This window comes from Promicromonospora sp. NPDC019610 (assembly GCF_044389365.1).
GTDB lineage: Bacteria > Actinomycetota > Actinomycetes > Actinomycetales > Cellulomonadaceae > Promicromonospora.
Genome location: NZ_JBIRXX010000001.1, coordinates 1,130,284 through 1,147,235 on the forward strand (window position 1 = coordinate 1,130,284; position 16,952 = coordinate 1,147,235).

16 protein-coding genes are annotated in these 16,952 nt (G+C 72.2%); 5 read left to right on the plus strand and 11 right to left on the minus strand.

Annotation, left to right across the window (positions count from 1 at the left end; genetic code table 11):
* Positions 1–96 precede the first annotated feature (96 nt).
* Together ACH45N_RS04990 and ACH45N_RS04995 are read left to right on the plus strand one after the other, a co-directional pair.
* Positions 97–1,731 carry a succinic semialdehyde dehydrogenase gene (locus tag ACH45N_RS04990; protein WP_397391695.1) on the plus strand — a complete coding sequence of 545 codons (1,635 nt, stop codon included), beginning with the start codon at positions 97–99 and terminating at the stop codon, positions 1,729–1,731.
* 98 nt (positions 1,732–1,829) lie between these two features.
* The gene (locus ACH45N_RS04995) at positions 1,830–2,312 is read left to right on the plus strand and encodes a hotdog fold domain-containing protein (RefSeq protein WP_397391697.1); all 483 of its coding nucleotides are present in this window, start codon (positions 1,830–1,832) and stop codon (positions 2,310–2,312) included.
* A gap of 1 nt (position 2,313) precedes the next feature.
* Here ACH45N_RS04995 and ACH45N_RS05000 read toward each other — a convergent pair whose 3' ends face one another.
* On the minus strand, positions 2,314–2,937 hold the full coding sequence (locus ACH45N_RS05000) for a vancomycin high temperature exclusion protein (protein ID WP_397391699.1): 624 nt from the start codon (positions 2,935–2,937) through the stop codon (positions 2,314–2,316).
* 135 nt (positions 2,938–3,072) lie between these two features.
* Positions 3,073–3,984 carry a DUF4031 domain-containing protein gene (locus ACH45N_RS05005; protein WP_397391702.1) on the minus strand — a complete coding sequence of 304 codons (912 nt, stop codon included), beginning with the start codon at positions 3,982–3,984 and terminating at the stop codon, positions 3,073–3,075.
* 186 nt (positions 3,985–4,170) lie between these two features.
* Between ACH45N_RS05005 and ACH45N_RS05010 the strand changes: the two genes are divergently transcribed.
* Positions 4,171–4,608 carry a hypothetical protein gene (locus tag ACH45N_RS05010; RefSeq protein WP_397391704.1) on the plus strand — a complete coding sequence of 146 codons (438 nt, stop codon included), beginning with the start codon at positions 4,171–4,173 and terminating at the stop codon, positions 4,606–4,608.
* Positions 4,609–4,646: 38 nt separating this feature from the next.
* Here ACH45N_RS05010 and ACH45N_RS05015 read toward each other — a convergent pair whose 3' ends face one another.
* The 3 genes from ACH45N_RS05015 to ACH45N_RS05025 are packed head-to-tail and all read right to left on the minus strand — an operon-like array spanning position 4,647 to position 6,849.
* A complete protein-coding gene (locus ACH45N_RS05015; protein WP_397391707.1) occupies positions 4,647–5,096 on the minus strand; it encodes a GNAT family N-acetyltransferase in 450 nt (149 codons plus the stop codon).
* A complete protein-coding gene (locus tag ACH45N_RS05020; protein ID WP_397391710.1) occupies positions 5,093–5,758 on the minus strand; it encodes an NADPH-dependent F420 reductase in 666 nt (221 codons plus the stop codon). Before ACH45N_RS05020 ends, ACH45N_RS05015 begins: the two co-directional genes overlap by 4 nt.
* Positions 5,755–6,849, minus strand: coding sequence for an LLM class flavin-dependent oxidoreductase (locus ACH45N_RS05025; RefSeq protein ID WP_397391712.1), 1,095 nt, complete (start codon positions 6,847–6,849; stop codon positions 5,755–5,757). The genes ACH45N_RS05020 and ACH45N_RS05025 overlap by 4 nt, the downstream gene beginning before the upstream one ends.
* A 64-nt stretch (positions 6,850–6,913) precedes the next feature.
* On the opposite strand from ACH45N_RS05025, the gene ACH45N_RS05030 reads away from it, so the two are divergent.
* Positions 6,914–7,435, plus strand: coding sequence for a MarR family winged helix-turn-helix transcriptional regulator (locus ACH45N_RS05030; RefSeq protein WP_397391715.1), 522 nt, complete (start codon positions 6,914–6,916; stop codon positions 7,433–7,435).
* On the opposite strand, the gene ACH45N_RS05035 is transcribed toward ACH45N_RS05030, so the two are convergent.
* The 3 genes from ACH45N_RS05035 to ACH45N_RS05045 are packed head-to-tail and all read right to left on the minus strand — an operon-like array spanning position 7,432 to position 13,275.
* Positions 7,432–8,652: an acetate/propionate family kinase gene (locus tag ACH45N_RS05035; protein ID WP_397391718.1), complete on the minus strand. Its 1,221-nt coding sequence runs from the start codon at positions 8,650–8,652 to the stop codon at positions 7,432–7,434. The two genes, ACH45N_RS05030 and ACH45N_RS05035, sit on opposite strands and share 4 nt — an antisense overlap.
* Complete coding sequence (gene pta, locus ACH45N_RS05040; protein WP_397391720.1) at positions 8,649–10,751, minus strand: phosphate acetyltransferase; 2,103 nt, start codon at positions 10,749–10,751, stop codon at positions 8,649–8,651. Before pta ends, ACH45N_RS05035 begins: the two co-directional genes overlap by 4 nt.
* A 34-nt stretch (positions 10,752–10,785) precedes the next feature.
* Entirely contained in the window at positions 10,786–13,275 is a 2,490-nt protein-coding gene (locus tag ACH45N_RS05045; RefSeq protein WP_397391722.1) for a phosphoketolase, read from the minus strand.
* A 219-nt stretch (positions 13,276–13,494) separates the two neighbouring features.
* Between ACH45N_RS05045 and ACH45N_RS05050 the strand changes: the two genes are divergently transcribed.
* A complete protein-coding gene (locus tag ACH45N_RS05050; RefSeq protein WP_397391724.1) occupies positions 13,495–14,397 on the plus strand; it encodes an SURF1 family protein in 903 nt (300 codons plus the stop codon).
* Positions 14,398–14,534: 137 nt separating this feature from the next.
* Here the strand turns inward: ACH45N_RS05050 and ACH45N_RS05055 are convergent, their stop codons facing one another.
* The 3 genes from ACH45N_RS05055 to ACH45N_RS05065 form a co-directional block, all read right to left on the minus strand.
* Complete coding sequence (locus ACH45N_RS05055; RefSeq protein WP_397391726.1) at positions 14,535–15,701, minus strand: MalY/PatB family protein; 1,167 nt, start codon at positions 15,699–15,701, stop codon at positions 14,535–14,537.
* A 119-nt stretch (positions 15,702–15,820) separates the two neighbouring features.
* Positions 15,821–16,501 carry a YceI family protein gene (locus ACH45N_RS05060; RefSeq protein ID WP_397391728.1) on the minus strand — a complete coding sequence of 227 codons (681 nt, stop codon included), beginning with the start codon at positions 16,499–16,501 and terminating at the stop codon, positions 15,821–15,823.
* Positions 16,502–16,520: 19 nt separating this feature from the next.
* Positions 16,521–16,928, minus strand: a complete 408-nt coding sequence (locus ACH45N_RS05065; RefSeq protein ID WP_357481381.1) for a DUF3817 domain-containing protein — start codon at positions 16,926–16,928, stop codon at positions 16,521–16,523.
* Between the last annotated feature and the right edge of the window lie 24 nt (positions 16,929–16,952).

The following is a 16,952-nucleotide window of genomic DNA, read 5'->3' on the forward strand; positions in this document are numbered from 1 at the left end:
AGGCGAGATGGCGGCCGCTGCGAACAACCGCTATGAAAGTCAGTTTCACACATCTATCAATACGTGGTGCAGGGTTTTGCGCGTAGGGTGGCCGCCATGATCGACGACACAGCAGCCGACGCAGCAGCGAGTGGTGCCGTCGGCGGGGTGCTCGACCCTGAGCACCCGCAGGGAACCTTCGTCCTCGAGCCGGGCGTGATGGCGCCGCTCGTGGCGCGGATCGCGACGTCCGAGGCTTCCGGCACGCACCGCTCGATGTGCCCGTTCACGGGTGCTCCGCTCGTGACCTTTCCGATCTCCTCCGCCGACGACGTGGCCGCTTCCGTCGTCCGCGCGCGGGTCGCGCAGCGCGGCTGGGCGCGCCTGTCGGTGCGCGACCGCGCCGGGGTGCTCCAGCGCCTCGGCCGCATCGTCCTGGAGAGACAGTCCGAGGCGCTCGACCTGATCCAGCTCGAGACCGGCAAGTCGCGCCGTGCCGCCTTCGAGGAGATCGCGGACATCGCGCAGGTCGCTCGGCACTACGCCGTGCGCGGCGAGCGCTATCTCGCGTCCCGCCGGTCCGGGGGCATGATCCCGCTGCTCACGGGCGTGCAGGTGCACCGCCGACCCGTCGGCGTCGTCGGCGCCATCGCGCCGTGGAACTTCCCGCTGGTGCTCGCGCTCTCGGAGGCGCTGCCTGCGCTCCTGGCCGGCAACGCCGTGGTGCTCAAGCCAGACCCGCAGACCACCCTCACCGCCCTGTGGGCGGCCGAGGCCCTGGACGACGCCGGCCTGCCGGCGGGCCTGTTCCAGGTGGTGGCCGGCGGCCCCGACGTGGGCGAGGCGCTGGTCGAGCACGTCGACCACGTGGCGTTCACCGGGTCCACCGCGACCGGCCGCAAGGTCGCGGCGCGGGCGGGCGAGCGGCTCATCGGGGCCACGCTGGAGCTGGGCGGCAAGAACGCGCTCTACGTGGCGGAGGACGTCGACGTCGCCGCGGCAGTGCCCGGCATCGTTCGGGCCTGCTTCTCGAACGCCGGCCAGCTGTGCGTCTCCGTCGAACGTCTGGTGGTGCACGAGGCGATCGCCGACGAGTTTGTCGCGAAGTTCGTGCGCGCGGTGCGGAACCTGCGGCTCAGCCCGGCCCTCGACTACTCCGCCGACATCGGCTCGCTCACCTCCGCCGCACAGCTCGACAAGGTGACGGCGCACGTGGACGACGCGCTGGCCCGGGGTGCCCGGGTGCTCGCCGGCGGGGTGCACCGCGCCGACGTCGGCCCGTACTTCTACGCGCCGACCGTGCTCGACGACGTGCCGGCGCAGGCTGTGGTGTCCCGCGAAGAGACGTTCGGGCCGGTCGTCACGATCACGCGGGTCGACTGCGACGAGGACGCCGTCACCGTCATCAACGACACCGAGTACGGGCTGCACGCTGCCGTCTGGACCAGGGACGTCGCCCGGGCACGCCGGGTGGCCGCCCGGATCGAGACCGGGTCGGTCGCGATCAACGACGGGTACACGATGACCTGGGGCTCGGTCTCCGCGCCGCTCGGCGGCTGGAAGGCCTCGGGGCTCGGCGCGCGGCACGGGGCGGCGTCGATCGCCGGCCTGACGCGGCAGCAGACCGTGGTCACGGCGCGCGGCGCGCGGGTCGGCGCCACGCTCGACAACCTCTACGGCCTGGGCGGGGACACCCCGAGCCGGGTGCTCACCACGGCGCTGGGGGTCATGCGCAAGCTGCGCATGTCCTGAGCGGTCGGGGTGGCGCCCGGAGCGGCGGTCGGGGGCGGCGACCGAATTGGTCGTCGAAGTTGTGAACGGTCGTCACCGGGGCGAGTACGCTCACCCGCATGACGACGCAGCTCCATGCCTTCTGGAAGTCCGCCAACTCGCTGCCGGTGATCGGCGGTCTGCTCGGGAAGCGGATCTTCAGCGTGGCCTACAGCTTCAAGGCCCCGTACTTCGGCACCATCGCCCCGCGCGTGGTCGACATGCGGCCGAACTACGGCGAGGTGGTCGTCCCCAACCGGTGGCGCAACCGGAACCACATCGGCACGGTGCACGCGATCGCGGTCTGCAACGGGCTGGAGATGGCCATGGGCTCGCTCGCCGAGGCCACCGTGCCCGACGACAAGCGGTGGCTGCCCAAGGGCATGGAGGTGTCCTACCTGGCCAAGTCGACCGGCGACGTCACCTGCGTGGCCGAGACCGACCAGGCGCAGTGGGACGGCGACGACAAGGACCTGCCCGTGCGCGTGCGCGGCGTGCTCGCGGACGGGACCGTGGTGGTCGAGGGCACGATCCACCTGTGGGTCACCCCGAAGAAGAGGTGAGTCAGCGGGGGCGGCGTCGCGCGAGCGAGCGGACGGCGGCCTTCCAGCTCGCGGGCAGCTCGCGCACGTGCCACCAGGCCCACTGCGCCGGCTGGACGCTCGCGGCGCTGACGCCGACACCCACGGCGTCCAGGCCGGCCTCCACGCAGGAGTAGAGCGTGCGGCGCAGGTGGTAGTCCTGCGTGACGACGACGGCGGTGCGCACCCCGTACAGGTCGTGCGCGCGGCGGCAGGTGGCCGTGGTGTTGAAGCCCTCGCGGTCCAGCACGATCGCGTCGTCGGGCACGCCGAGGTCGTTGTCCAGCAGCCACGCGCGCATCGAGCCGGGCTCGTCGTACCGGGTGCCGTCGGGGTTGTCGTGGGCGTCACCGCTCAGGATCACCGTGGGCGCGACGCCCGCGCGGTACAGCTCGGCGCCGCCCTCGACCCGGCGGCGCAGGTAGGTCGACGGCGTGCCGTCGCTGCGGAGCCCCGCCCCGAGCACGATGACGGCGTCGGCCTTCTCGATCTCGCTCGCGCCGTTGCGCACGCGGGCGTTGCCGGTGGCCTGGACGGCGACGACGGGGACGGTGAAGGCGACGGCGAGCACGCCCGCGACGATCGCGGAGACCTTGAGGGGAGTCACGTCGGGAACCGTACCGCGTGTGGGGCTGGCGCTCGGTTGGGCGGGGGTGGGTCGCGGGCGGGTGGTCGGCAGAATGTCAGGTGGTCGGCATTCGGAGCAACCGACCATCTGACATCTTGCCGACCGTCTGACGTTCTACCGACCCAGGAGGGCCAGCTCCGCCGTGAGGTTGGAGCGCGCCGCGTCCTGCCAGCGGGTGCTGCCCGGAGCGGTGCGGAAGAGCGGGCCGCCCGCCAGGAGAGTGCGGAGCACCTCGGAGCGGCCGGCGCGGAACAGCGGGTCGGGCACGTCGCAGTACTCGGCGCGGACCTGGTGGGTGTAGCGCGTGTAGACGGCGGGGCTGCCGCCGAGCACGGCGAGGTCGGCGTCGCTGACCAGGCCGCCCACGGCGTCGTCGTCGGCCGGGGCGTGGTCGGCGGTGACCAGGACCAGGCGCGCGGTCTCGTCGATGTCCTCGGTGGTGACGCAGGCACCGGCGAGCGGGCCGAGCAGCTCGGCCACGAGCTCGGCGGACCGCTCCTCGTCCTGCTGCGCCACGCCGTCGTGCACCGCGTCGTGGAACCAGAGGGCGAGGCGGGCGCGCCAGTGGTCGCGCTCGGACAGGTCGCTCTCGGCCGCCACGACGTCGAGCGCGTCCAGGGCCGCGGCCAGGTGGAACGTCGTGTGGTAGACCCGGTGCGGCTCGCGCCAGCGGTCGACCAGGTCGGTGCCGGCGTCGCGGGCCAGGCTCGGGTCGGCCCACAGCTCGTCCCAGCGGCTCAGGAGTGCGGCCCGCTTGGAGCGGTTCCGCTCGGCCCCGGAGACGCGCAGGCCGGAGCCGGCCAGACGTCGGGCCAGGTCACCGCCGTCGACGGGCACCGCGCCGGCCGCAACCAGGTCGTCGTACCGCTCGGCGGGGACGTCGTAGTGGTCGAGGTCCAGCGCGCGGTCGGGGACGCCGGCCGCCCGGGCGAAGAGCCGCAGCTCCTGCAGCGACCCGTCCGAGACCAGGTGGGAGAAGAGCGTCCCGTGCGCGGGCCAGGCCGGCGGGTCGATGAAGAGGGTCACGGGGTGAGGCTAACGCTCCGGGGAGGGCAGGGCGGACCTCGGGGTCGTGGGGCGACGCCGCGGGTGACCTCCGAGGAAACGCCGGTCGGGCGGCAGATCTGGTCGTCGTGGGCCTCGCTCACGCCTTAGGGTCCTCCAGGCCGCCCATGGCTCGCGGCGCCACCCCGCACCACGTGAAGGAAGATCGTGCCTGAAGAAGTTGTTGGACCACTCTTCATCTTTGTCGGCATCGTGCTCACCGGTCTTGTGATGCAGTGGATCTTCCGGCGCCGCGCGGCCGAGCGCGTCGGCTCGGGCACTGCGGAGATCGTCGTCTGGGCGCGGTCCGGCCACGTTCCCGGGCTGGCCCGGAAGAAGAAGTGGGTCAAGGCCAAGGCCGCCGTGGACGAGTCCGGGCGGCTCGTGTGGGTCAAGCCCGCCGGCGAGGCCGTGACGTTGACGCTGCTCGGCCGGGAACCCCGTCCGCGCGACAAGAGCGACCTGTGGTTCCTCGACCCGGGCACCCCGGTCTGGGATGCCGTCACCACCGACGGCCAGGAGCTGGGCATCGTCATTCCTCAGCCGCGTGAGTACTGGTTCGCCGAGAAGCTGCCGGGCGGGGGCCTGTCGGTGATGAAGCCGTAGCCGGGCGACCGGTCGAGGATTCCGGCGGCGAAGCGGCGCTACCCCTGCTCGCTCGGCCGGTCCGCTCGTCTCGACGTCGCGCGGTGCTCCCGCACCGCCCGGGTGACCTGCGCGATGTCGTCCTTGGTCGGCTGGCGGTACGCCCCGCCGGCCGCCACGTACTCGTCGCCGTGCTTCTCCAGGTGCGCCGAGAACACCGGGCACACCGGCACGACCACGATGTTCCTGCGGATGCTGTCGGCGAGTGCCTCGCGCACCAGGATGCCCGCGAGGCCGCGTCCGCCGTACGCCTCGTCGACCTCGGTGTGGAAGAAGATCCGGTCGTGGTCGACGCCGCCGTCGTCGCCCAGGTCGACGTCGCCGTCGCTCGGGTCCACGAAGTCGGCCCGCCCCACAGTGGCCCCGCCGTCGACGTGCACGGCATAGGCCCCGATCGGGCGGCCCGTGTTCAGCGTGACGGTGACGGACTCGCCGGTCCTGTCCTTCATGAGGCCTCCAGAACGGTCGTGGGTGCGGGCGTCCCGGTCAGCGTACGCAGTTCGTCGAGGCCCACGTTCGCCCCGAACGCCGGGGTGCCGGGCTCCAGCCGGGCACCCGCCGCGAGGTCACCGATCACCAGCGGGTCGAAGCCGAGCGCGTCGATCACGTCGGCGACGACCGAAAGGTCGTCGGGGGAGTCGCCGGCCAGCGCGATGGCCTTGCGCCCGACGGCGCCCGCGGGGCGGGAACCGTCCTCCAGGTCGTGGTAGCCCATGTGGTTGAAGGCCTTCACGACCCGCGCGCCGGGCAGCAGCCGCGCCACGAACTCGCTCGACGAGAGGTCCGCCGGGAGGATCCCCTCGCGCGGACCGTCGATCTCCCACCAGTGGTTCATGGCGTCGACGACGAGCCGGCCACCGAGGTCCGCGACCGGCAGCCCGTCGTGCTTGCCGAGCGGGAGCGCGAGCACGACGACGTCGGCGGCCGCGGCCTCGGCCGGCCACACCGCCGTCGCCCCCGGGGTGAGCACCTCGATCGTCAGCGCGATGTTCTCCGGATCGCCCGACCCCGAGATCAGCACGCGGTAACCCGCTGCCACGGCCAGCCGCGCGAGGACGGTGCCGACCTTGCCGGCGCCGAGGATCCCGAGGGTCGTCCCGGCGGCGCTCAAAGCGCGACCCCGGCGGTGCTGGGCTGCTCGGCCAGCAGCTCCCGCACCCGTGGGATGACCTGCGTGCCGTACAGCTCGACCGAGCGCAGCCGCGCGTCGGCCGACACCGCGCCGGCCGAGGAGTAGATCATGTCGAACCGGCCGACACCCAGGACGCGGATCGCCCGCGCCATCTTCCGCGCGACCGTGTCGACCGACCCGACGTACAGCGAGCCCTGCTCCACGTCGGCGTCGAACTCGTCCTTGCGCAGGGGCGGCCAGCCGCGCAGCGCGCCGATGCGGTCGCGGATCTCCCGGTAGCCCGGGTAGAACAGCTCCTTCGCCTCCTCGTCCGTGGCGGCGACGAAGCCCGGCGAGTGCATGCCCACGGGCCCAGGCGTGGTGCCCAGCTTCTCGTGCGCCCGACGGTAGAGCTCCACGTACTGCGCGAACCGGTCGGGCGGCCCGCCGATGATCGCGAGCATGAGCCCGAACCCGTAGTAGGCGGTGCGGAGCACCGACTGCGGCGTCCCGCCCACGCCGACCCAGGTCTTCAGCCGCCCGGACTCGGTCTTCGGGAACACGTCGGCCTCGTGCAGCGGGGCCCGCATCGTGCCTTCCCACGTGACCGGCTTCTCGTCGAGGAGGTGGCTGAAGAGGTCGATCTTCTCCTCGAACAGCGTGTCGTAGTCCTTCAGGTCGTACCCGAACAGCGGGAACGACTCGGTGAAGGAGCCACGGCCGAGGATCACCTCGGCGCGACCGTTGGAGAGCGCGTCGACGGTCGCGAAGCGCTGGAAGACCCGGACCGGGTCGTCCGACGACAGCACCGTCACGCCCGACGCGAGCTTGATGCGCTGCGTCGCCGTGGCGATGCCCGCGAGGACCGTCTCCGGGGTGGAGATCGCGTACTCGGGGCGGTGGTGCTCGCCCAGCGCGATGACGTCGATGCCCACCTGGTCCGCCAGGACCGCCTCGGCGACGACGGCCCGGATCGCCTCCGCGTGCGAGACGAGGTCGCCGTCCGCGTTGCGCGGCAGGTCGCCGAAGCTGTCGATACCGAACTCGATCTGCGAGACATCCACCGTGACCAGCCCCTTCAGGGTGCTCAATTGATTGACACGTGAATCATCTCGCCATATAGTTCACATGTCAACAACTCACCGAGGAGGGGCGATGACGACGTCGAAGCGCCGCAGCATGCCGACGCGACGCGAGCTCGCGATCTGGCGGGGGTACATCGAGACCTACGACATCCTCCGCAACCGTCTCGAGGCGCGCCTGCACCAGGACTCGGAGCTCTCCAACGGCGACTACCGGGTGCTGCTGGCGCTGAGCGAGGCGGAGGACCACACGCTCCGCTCGTCCGCCCTGGCCGCGCACATCGAGTGGGAGCGCAGCCGGCTCTCCGGCCACCTGGGCCGGATGGAGAAGCGCGGGCTGGTGCGCCGCGAGCCGTGTGCCGAGGACGCCCGCGGGTCGCAGGTCGTGCTCACCGACGAGGGAGCGCGTGCCTTCCGGGCGAGCACGGTGCCGCACCTGCAGGCGATCAAGGAGACCTTCCTCGACGCGTTCACCGACGAGCAGCTCGGCGTCCTGGGCGAGGCCACCACGGCGCTGCGCGCGCACCTCGGCCTTCCCCCGCTCACCCCCGACGGGAAGGCCCCGGCGCCGAGGACGCCGACGGCCGCGCCCTAACCCGCCGCGACCAGCGCAGCCGCCTGCCGCGCGATCGCCAGCTCCTCGTTGGTCGGCACTACCATGACCAGCGGCGCCTCGGCGCCCGTGCCGGCGGAGATGACCCGCGCCTCGCCCGACGCCGCCTCGTTGGCCGCCGGGTCGATCGTGAGCCCCAGGAACTTCAGGTCCCGCACCACGCCCGACCGGACGGTGTGGTCGTTCTCGCCCACGCCCGCGGTGAACGTCAGCACGTCGATCCCGCCGAGCACCGCCGCGTACGCGCCCACGTACTTGCGCAGCCGGTGCAGGTAGACGTCGCGCGCGAGGCGCGCGTCGGCGTCGCCCGCGGCGACGAGCCCTCGCAGCTCGCGCATGTCGCTGACACCGGACAGGCCGAGCACGCCGGACTTCTTGTTGAGCAACGTGTCGACGTCGCCGCCGGACAGCCCGCCCCGCATGAGGTGGAAGACGACGCCCGGGTCGATGTCGCCGGAGCGCGTGCCCATGACGAGCCCCTCCAGCGGCGTCAGGCCCATCGAGGTGTCCAGGGGCCGCCCGCCCAGGATCGCCGACGCCGACGCGCCGTTGCCCAGGTGCAGCACCACCTGCCGCAGCGTCTCCGGGCCGCGCCCCTCGGCCTCCAGCTTGGCGACGACGGCGGGGTGCGCGGCCACCGCCGTCGACACGAACTGGTGCGACGTGCCGTGGAAGCCGTACCGGCGCACCCCGTGCTCCGCGGCGACCTTGCGGTCCAGCGCGTAGGTCGACGCCGCGGCGGGCAGCGACGCGAAGAACGCGGTGTCGAACACGGCGACGTGCGGTACGTGCAGCAGCTCGCGCGCCACCTCGATCCCGGTCACGTTCGCCGGGTTGTGCAGCGGGGCGAGGGGGATCAGCGCACGGATCGACTCGACGGCGTCGTCGTCGAGCAGGGCCGGGGCCGAGAAGACGTCCCCGCCGTGCACCACCCGGTGCCCGACGGCGACGACGTCGGCGTCCGCCAGACGGGGCCCCACCTCGTCGAACATGCCCGCGACGATCCGCAGCGCCTCGCCGTGGTCCGGCACCGCGAGATCGCGCACGAGCTTCTCGCCGCCCGTCTCGTGCTTGACCGTGCCCGAGGACTGGCCGATCCGGTCGACGATGCCGCCCGCGACGGCCTCGCCCGAGTCCGGGTCGACAAGTTGGTACTTGAGCGACGAGGACCCGGAGTTGAGGACGAGGACGGTGCTCATGCGGACTCCTTGCCCTGCGCCTGGATGGCGGTGATCGCCACGGTGTTCACGATGTCCTGGACCAGCGCGCCGCGCGAGAGGTCGTTGACCGGCTTGTTCAGGCCCTGCAGCACCGGACCGACGGCGACCGCGCCCGCCGACCGCTGCACCGCCTTGTACGTGTTGTTGCCCGTGTTCAGGTCGGGAAAGACGAACACGGTGGCGCGCCCGGCGACGTCGGACCCGGGGAGCTTGGACGCCGCGACCGAGGCGTCCACGGCGGCGTCGTACTGGATGGGGCCCTCGACATCGAGCTCGGGCGTGCGCTCCCGCACCAGTCCGGTCGCGGTGCGCACCTTGTCGACGTCGGCGCCCGTGCCGGACTCGCCCGTGGAGTACGACAGCATCGCGATGCGCGGCTCCACGCCGAACTGCCGGGCGGTCGCGGCCGAGGAGACGGCGATGTCGGCGAGCTCCTCCGACGTCGGGTCGGGGATGACGGCGCAGTCGCCGTACACGAGCACCCGGTCCTCCAGGCACATGAGGAAGACCGAGGACACCGACGACGTGCCCGGCCTGGTCTTGATGATCTCGAACGACGGCCGGATGGTGTGGGCCGTCGAGTGGGCCGCGCCGGAGACCATGCCGTCGGCGAGTCCCAGGTGCACCATCATCGTGCCGAAATAGGACACGTCGGTGACGATCTCCCGCGCCCGCTCGACCGTCATGCCCTTGTGGGCGCGCAGCCGCGCGTACTCGGCGGCGAACTTCTCGACGTGCTCGGGGTCGTGCGGCGACAGGACGCGCGCGGCCTCGATGTCCAGGCCCAGCTCGGCGGCGCGGGCGCGGATCGGCTCCTCGTCGCCCAGGATCGTCAGGTCCGCGATCTGCCGGGCCAGCACCGTGGAGGCGGCGCGCAGGATGCGGTCGTCGGAACCCTCCGGCAGCACGATGTGCCGCCGGTCGGCGCGCGCCCGCTCGATGAGCTGGTACTCGAACATCAGGGGTGTGACCACCTGCGGCCGCGGCAGGTCCAGCCGGGCGGCGAGCGCGGCGGAGTCGACGTTGCGCTCGAACAGGGCGCGCGCCGTCTCGACCTTGCGCACCGAGTTCTTGTCCACGCGCCCGCGGGTCGTCGCGGCCGCGCGTGCCGTGCGGTAGGTGCCGAGCTCCGTGGTGATGATCGGCAGCTTGGGGCGCATGGCCTCCAGGAGCTGCGCCGGCCGGCCCTGCGGGTAGAACCCGCCGTTCAGGATGATGCCGGCCAGCGAGGGGAACGACGGCGTCATGTGCGTCGCGAGCAGGCCGATGAGCAGGTCGGTGCGGTCGCCCGGGGTGATGACGACGCCGCCGTCGGTCAGCCGCTCCAGCAGGTGCTCGAAGCTCATGGCCCCCACCTGCACGTCGAGCGCCTCGCGGCCGAGCAGCTCGGGGTCGCCCAGCACGAGCGTGCCGTCCACGGCCTCCAGGAGCTGGCCCACGGTCGGGGCCTGGAGGAACGGCTCCTCGGGGATGGTCCAGACGGGCAGGTCGGGCTGGGCCTCGGCCAGCACGCTCCGCACCTCCCGCGCGCTGTGCGTGTCCGCACGGTTGACCACCAGCCCGATCGCCTGCGCGTGGTGCGCGGCCAGCTCGGCGAGGCTCACGTCGGCCAGCGCCCGCACGCCCTCTGGGGTGCGCTCGCGGCCCGACACGACGAGCAGCACCGGAGCGCCCAGGTTCGCGGCGATGCGCGCGTTGAACGAGAGCTCGGTGGGACCGGCGACGTCGGTGTAGTCGGTGCCGAGGATCACCACCGAGTCGCAGCGCGCGGCCAGGTCGTGGAACCGGGACACGATGCGGCTCAACGCGTCCTCGGGGTCGGTGTGCAGGTCGGCGTAGGTGACGCCGACGGCGTCGTCGTACCCGATGTCGACGCCGTCGTGCTCCAGGAGGAGCTCCAGCACATGGTCGCGCTCGCCGGCGGAGTCCTCGGTCTCGCTCGCGCGCGAGACGGGCCGGAACACCCCGACCCGCTGGCCCTTGCGGACCAGCAGGTCGAGGACGCCGAGTGCGACCGTCGACTTTCCGCTCTCGCCCTCCGGGCTGGCGATGACGATGCTGCGGGTTGCGCCGGTCACGTGTCGCTCCGTGTTCACTTCGTGGGATTTGCTGCTACTCGTTGTCTCCACCGGTGCCGAGCGTAGCGTCAACCTGACCGGCGTCGGACTGGTCCTGGGCGTCGGGCCACACCCAGTCGCGCACCTCGGGGAGGTCGTCCCCGTGCTCGCGGGTCCACGCGCGCGCACGAAGCCGCGCGTCCTGCATGCGCTGGCGCAGCCCGGCCTGGGCGCTGCCGAGCTGCGGCACCCGGTCGATGACATCGATCACCAGGTGGTACCGGTCCAGGTCGTTCAGCATGACCATGTCGAACGGCGTCGTCGTCGTGCCCTCCTCCTTGTACCCGCGCACGTGCCAGTTCACGTGGCCCGTGCGCCGGTAGGTGAGGCGGTGGATGAGCCACGGGTAGCCGTGGTACGCGAAGACGACGGGCCGGTCGGCCGTGAACAGGCCGTCGAACTCGGAGTCGGTGAGGCCGTGCGGGTGCTCCTTGGCGTCCTGCAGCCGCATGAGGTCCACGACGTTGACCACGCGCACCTTGAGGTCCGGCAGCTCCTGGCGCAGGATGTCTGCCGCGGCGAGCACCTCCAGCGTGGGCACGTCGCCCGCGCAGCCCAGGACGACGTCCGGCTGCTCGCCCGCCACCTCCGTGCCCGCCCACTCCCAGATGCCGAGGCCGCGCGTGCAGTGCTCGATCGCGGTGGGCATGTCCAGGAAGTTCGGCGCCGGCTGCTTGCCGGAGACCACCACGTTGACGTACTGGCGGCTGCGCAGGCAGTGGTCGTAGGTGGACAGCAGGGTGTTGGCGTCCGGCGGGAGGTAGACCCGCACGATCTCGGCCTTCTTGTTCACCACGTGGTCGATGAACCCCGGGTCCTGGTGGCTGAACCCGTTGTGGTCCTGCCGCCAGACGTGGCTGGACAGCAGGTAGTTCAGCGAGGCGATGGGCCGCCGCCACGGGATGTGGTTGGTGACCTTGAGCCACTTGGCGTGCTGGTTGAACATCGAGTCGACGATGTGGATGAACGCCTCGTAGCTGGTCAGCAGCCCGTGCCGGCCGGTCAGGAGGTAGCCCTCCAGCCAGCCCTGCACCTGGTGCTCGCTCAGCATCTCCATGACCCGGCCGGCGCGGGCCATGTGCTCGTCCACCTCGGGCCCGATGTACTCGGCGTTCCACTGCTTGTCCGTCACCTCGTACACGGCCTGCAGGCGGTTCGACGCCGTCTCGTCCGGCCCGAAGATGCGGAAGTTGTCGGGGTTGAGCCGGATCACGTCGGTGAGCCACTGGCCCAGCACGCGCGGCGCCTCCGACGTCGACCCGCCGGGCACCGGGACGTCCACCGCGTAGTCGCGGAAGTCGGGCAGGCGCAGGTCCTTGAGCAGCAGCCCGCCGTTCGCGTGCGGGTTGGCGCTCATCCGCAGCGCGCCCTCCGGCGCCAGCTCGGTGATCTCGGGCAGCACGCGGCCGTCGGCGTCGAACAGCTCCTCGGGCCGGTAGGACCGCAGCCAGTTCTCCAGGATCTTCAGGTGCGCGTCGGTGTCGCGGGCGTTCGCGAGCGGCACCTGGTGCGCGCGCCACGACCCCGTGGTCTTCTTGCCGTCGATCTCCGCCGGCCCGCTCCACCCCTTGGGCGTGCGGAACACGATCATGGGCCACATCGGGCGGCTGAGGTCGCCCTGCGCCGCCCGGGCCTTGATCGCCGCGATCTCGTCGAGCACCTCGTCGAGGAGCGCCGCGAACCGGCGGTGCGTGTCGAGCGGCGACTCGTCCTCGTCGTAGCCGCCGTCGAAGAAGTACGGCCGGTGGCCGTAGCCGACCATGAGGTCGTTCAGCTCCTGCTGCGAGATGCGCGCCAGGACCGTCGGGTTGGCGATCTTGTACCCGTTGAGGTGCAGGATCGGCAGGACGACGCCGTCCTGGGCCGGGTTGACGAACTTGTTCGAGTGCCAGGAGGTGGCCAGCGGGCCGGTCTCGGCCTCGCCGTCGCCCACCACGGCCGCGACCAGCAGGTCGGGGTTGTCGAAGACCGCGCCGTACGCGTGGCTCAGGGCGTACCCGAGCTCGCCGCCCTCGTGGATCGACCCCGGCGTCTCCGGCGCGACGTGGCTCGGGATGCCGCCCGGGAAGGAGAACTGCCGGAACAGGCGCTTGACCCCCTCCGAGTCCTCGGTGATGTCGCTGTAGACCTCGGAGTACGTGCCGTCCAGGTACGCGGAGGCGACCAGCCCCGGCCCGCCGTGACCAGGACCCGTGACGTACACCGTCTGCTGCTCGCGCTCCTTGATGGCGCGGTTCAGGTGCGCGTACAGGAAGTTCAGCCCCGGCGTGGTGCCCCAGTGGCCCAGCAGGCGCGGCTTGACGTGGTCCGCGGTCAGCGGCTCGCGCAGGAGCGGGTTGTCCAGGAGGTAGATCTGGCCCACCGAGAGGAAGTTCGCGGCCCGCCACCAGGCGTCGATGCGCTCCAGGTCGGCGGGGGCCAGCTCGGCGACACCGGTGGTGCGCCATCCGGTGGCGGGGGAGTCGGGGACTGTGGTCGTCGTCATCACTCACGCTCCTACTTGCGGTCTGCGTGTGGGCACTGTGGTCTGCGTGCGAACCCTGCGGTTACGTGTGGATCCGTGCCGGTCTGCTGCCCGTTCATTCGAACGCACAACCGCCGTACACGCGAGACGACCGCCGGGCCCGGTGATCTGTGACGCGTCCGACAGGACGTCCCCGTGACCTGTGCCGCTGACCCGCCGACGGCGGCTACCGTTGAGGTTATGCCCGTCAGTGCCCCCAGCACATCCCCGTCGAAGGTGATCGACGTCGAACCCGTCACCGAGCGCCGTACCTTTCTCCAGGTGGCCAGACAGCCCCGGATGATGGGGCTGCTGCTCGTGTTCGTGCTGGCGGCGTTCGTGTGCGGCCGGCTGGGCGCCTGGCAGCTCGACCGTGCCTACGAGCGGGCGGAGCTGGCCGCGCAGCAGGCGGCGGCGGAGACCGCCGCCGCGGGCCCGGCCTGGCTGGGCGATCTGCTGACGCCCCAGGAGAGCTTTCGGGGCGAGCTCGTCGGGCGCGAGGTACGCGTGACGGGCGAGTACGAGCCGGCCGGCACCCTGCTCGTCCCGGGCCGCGTGCTGGAGGGCCGGGTCGGCTACCTGGTCCTGACCCCCTTCCGCGTGTCCGACGACGGGACCGACGGCGCGTCCTGGGCCGACCTGTCCGGCCCGCCGGTGCTCGCGCTCGTCCAGGGCTGGGTGGCCGCACCCGCCGACGCCGAGGCGCTGGCCCTGCCCGAGGGCGAGGTCACGGTGACGGGCTGGCTCCAGGCCGGCGAGGCGACGTCGGGCCGCGCCGCCGTGGCGGACGGGCAGACCGAGGAGATCGCGCTGAGCGCCCTCGTCAACGAGTGGGGCGGGCCCATCTACACCGGGTACGCCGTCCTGACGTCGGGCCCGGGGTCGCCCGAGGAGGGTGGGGTCGCCGCCCTGCCGCGCCCCACGATCGACGGCGGCTCGGGCGCCAACCTGCAGAACATCTTCTACGCGCTGCAGTGGTGGCTGTTCGGCGGGTTCGCCGTGCTGCTCTGGGTACGCCTCGTGCGGGACGAGATGGCGGGCGGACGCCGCGGCGGTGCGCCGACCGACGCCGACACGGGCATCGCGGGGCTGCCGGCGGCGTGACGTGCTCCCTCACTCACCTTTGACGGCACTCACCTTTGAGGCCCCTCACCTTTGACGCCCCTCACCTTTGAGGCCCGGGTTTCTTCGCTTTCAGGAGTCTGAAAGCGAAGAAACCCGGGCCTCAAAGGTGAGTGCCGTCAGGCGTTCAGGGCCGCCAGCATGCGGCCCGCCGCCTCCTCCACCAGCGGGCGCGGCATGCCCGCGTTGAACCGCACGAAACCGCGGCCGGCGTCGCCGCACTCCGCGCCGTCGACCAGGACGACGCCCGCGTGCTCCAGGAACCAGGCGGCGGCGCTCGCGGGCGCACCTGGCAGGTCGATGCCCCGGCAGTCCAGCCAGGTCAGGTACGTGCCCTCGGGCGCGCGGTAGCCGATGCCGCTCCCGGCGAGCAGCTCGCCCAGGCGCGTGACGTTGCCGCGCAGGTAGGCCAGGACGTCGTCCAGCCAGTCCCGGCCCTCCGCGTACGCGACCTGGTTGGCCAGGATGCCGAGGGTCGACGCGCCCTCCTCGACGCGCTCGCCGACCTGGTCCCAGAGCTGCACGTCGGCCTCGTTCGACAGCACGAGCTGCGCGCACTTGAGACCCGGCAGGTTCCACGCCTTCGAGGCGGACGTGGCGGTGACGGTGTGGCCGGCCGTCGTCTCGTTCAGCGACGCGTACGGGACGTGCCGGCGGCCGGGGTGGACCAGCGGGGCGTGGATCTCGTCGGCGAAGACGCGGCCGCCGTGCCGGTCGACGACCTCGGCCACCGCCAGCATCTCCTCCGGTTCGAGCACCCGGCCGATCGGGTTGTGCGGGTTGCACAGGATCATCAGGTGCCCGCCCGCGGCGAACGCGGCGTCCAGCGCGTCGAGGTCGTAGGTGTACCGGCCGTCGGCGTCGCGCGCCATCGGCACCTGGATCACCTTGCGGCCCAGCTCGCCGGGCAGGGTGTGGAACGGCATGTACGACGGCGTGGGCACGATCACCGGTGACCCGGGCCGGGAGAAGTGCACGACGGTCTGCTCCAGCGCGGTGAGCACGTCGGAGACCGGCCGCACCCGCGCCGGGTCCACGGCCCAGGAGTAGCGGTCGGCGGCGAAGCCCGCGTACGCCTCGGACATGCCCGTCACGAGGGCCGGCGGGAGGTAGCCGAGCAGGCCGCGGTCCACGGCGTCGTGCAGCGCGGCAGCGATCGGCGGGGCGGTCGGGAAGTCCATCTCCGCGACCCAGGCCCCGATCGTCCCGGGAAAGGCCGTCCACTTGAGGCTGCCGTTCGCGCGGAGGCGGTCGGCGGTGAGGGCGTCGAAGGCATGGGCGTTCACGCTCGCATTGAATCAGGTGCGGCGCGGGCGTCGTCCGGGTGCCCGGAGACCGAAATGGGGTGGTCCGAGGGCCGGTGGCCGAGGCCGTGCGCCCAGTGCGCCCAGTGCGCCCAGTGCGCTCAGTGCGCGAGCGTCAGCTCGGCCTCGACGAACCCGTCGTCCTCGACCGTGACGAAGCCCAGGTCGGGGGCCTCGACGCCGTAGTCGGCGAACGTGACCGGCACGGTCGCGGCGAGCTCGGCGACGACATCGCCGTCGTCGTCCGCCAGCCGGATCTCCAGGCTCGCGGTGACGTCCTGGGTGACGCCCTTGATGGTCATCGTGCCGGGCGCGTCCACGGTGACGGTCCCGCCGTCGGCCACCGCCGCGATGTCCACGGGGCCCGTGAGCTCGAAGGTCGCCGTGGGGTGGGTGCGGGTGTCGAGGATGCCCTGGAACTGGCCGTCCCGGGCGGACTCGTCGGTGGTGATGCTCGCGAGGTCGACCTCGACGGACGCGGCGGTGAGCTCGCCGTCGGCGACGGTGCCGGAGCCCGTCACCTGTTCGGTGCGGCCGACGACGGTGACGTCCTGTCCGGACAGCACCTCGTCCACGCGGTAGCCGGCCTCGGAGCCGTCGGACACGGTCCAGTCGCCGTCGAGGTCGGCGGGGTCCGCCGTCGCCGCGGGCGCGGACGAGCCGACGGCGGGCGCGGGCACGTCGTCGCCCGTCTGCATCGACGCGTAGATGCGTGTGGCGAGGAACCCGAGGCCTACCACGACGACGAGCACGCCCAGCGCGGCGACGATCTTCCGGCCCATGGGTCTCGCTCCTCCGCGGTCAGGAGAGGTAGCGCGCCTCGAGCGTGGCGAGCTTCGCCTCGGCCTCGGCGTGCACCTTCTTCTCCAGCACGAACGACATCACCGGGATCACGCCCGCGATCACCATCGTGACCAGGCGGCCGAAGCCCCAGCGCATCTTGGACCACAGGTCGGCGACCGTGACCAGGTACACCACGTAGATCCAGCCGTGCGCGAACGGCACCCACGCGATGAACGGCATGACACCGTCGACGTCGGTCAGCGCGCCGAGGCCGTACTTGATGCCGAGCTCGACGCAGAGGATCAGCAGCATGACACCGGTGACCAGAGCCATGAAGCGGTAGCGGGACATCGCACCGCGCGCCTTGCGGATCGCGGTGGCCGCCGCCTCGGCGGAGATCTCGGGAGTGGTCTGAGGGGTGCTCACAACCAACGAGGATATGCCGTCCGC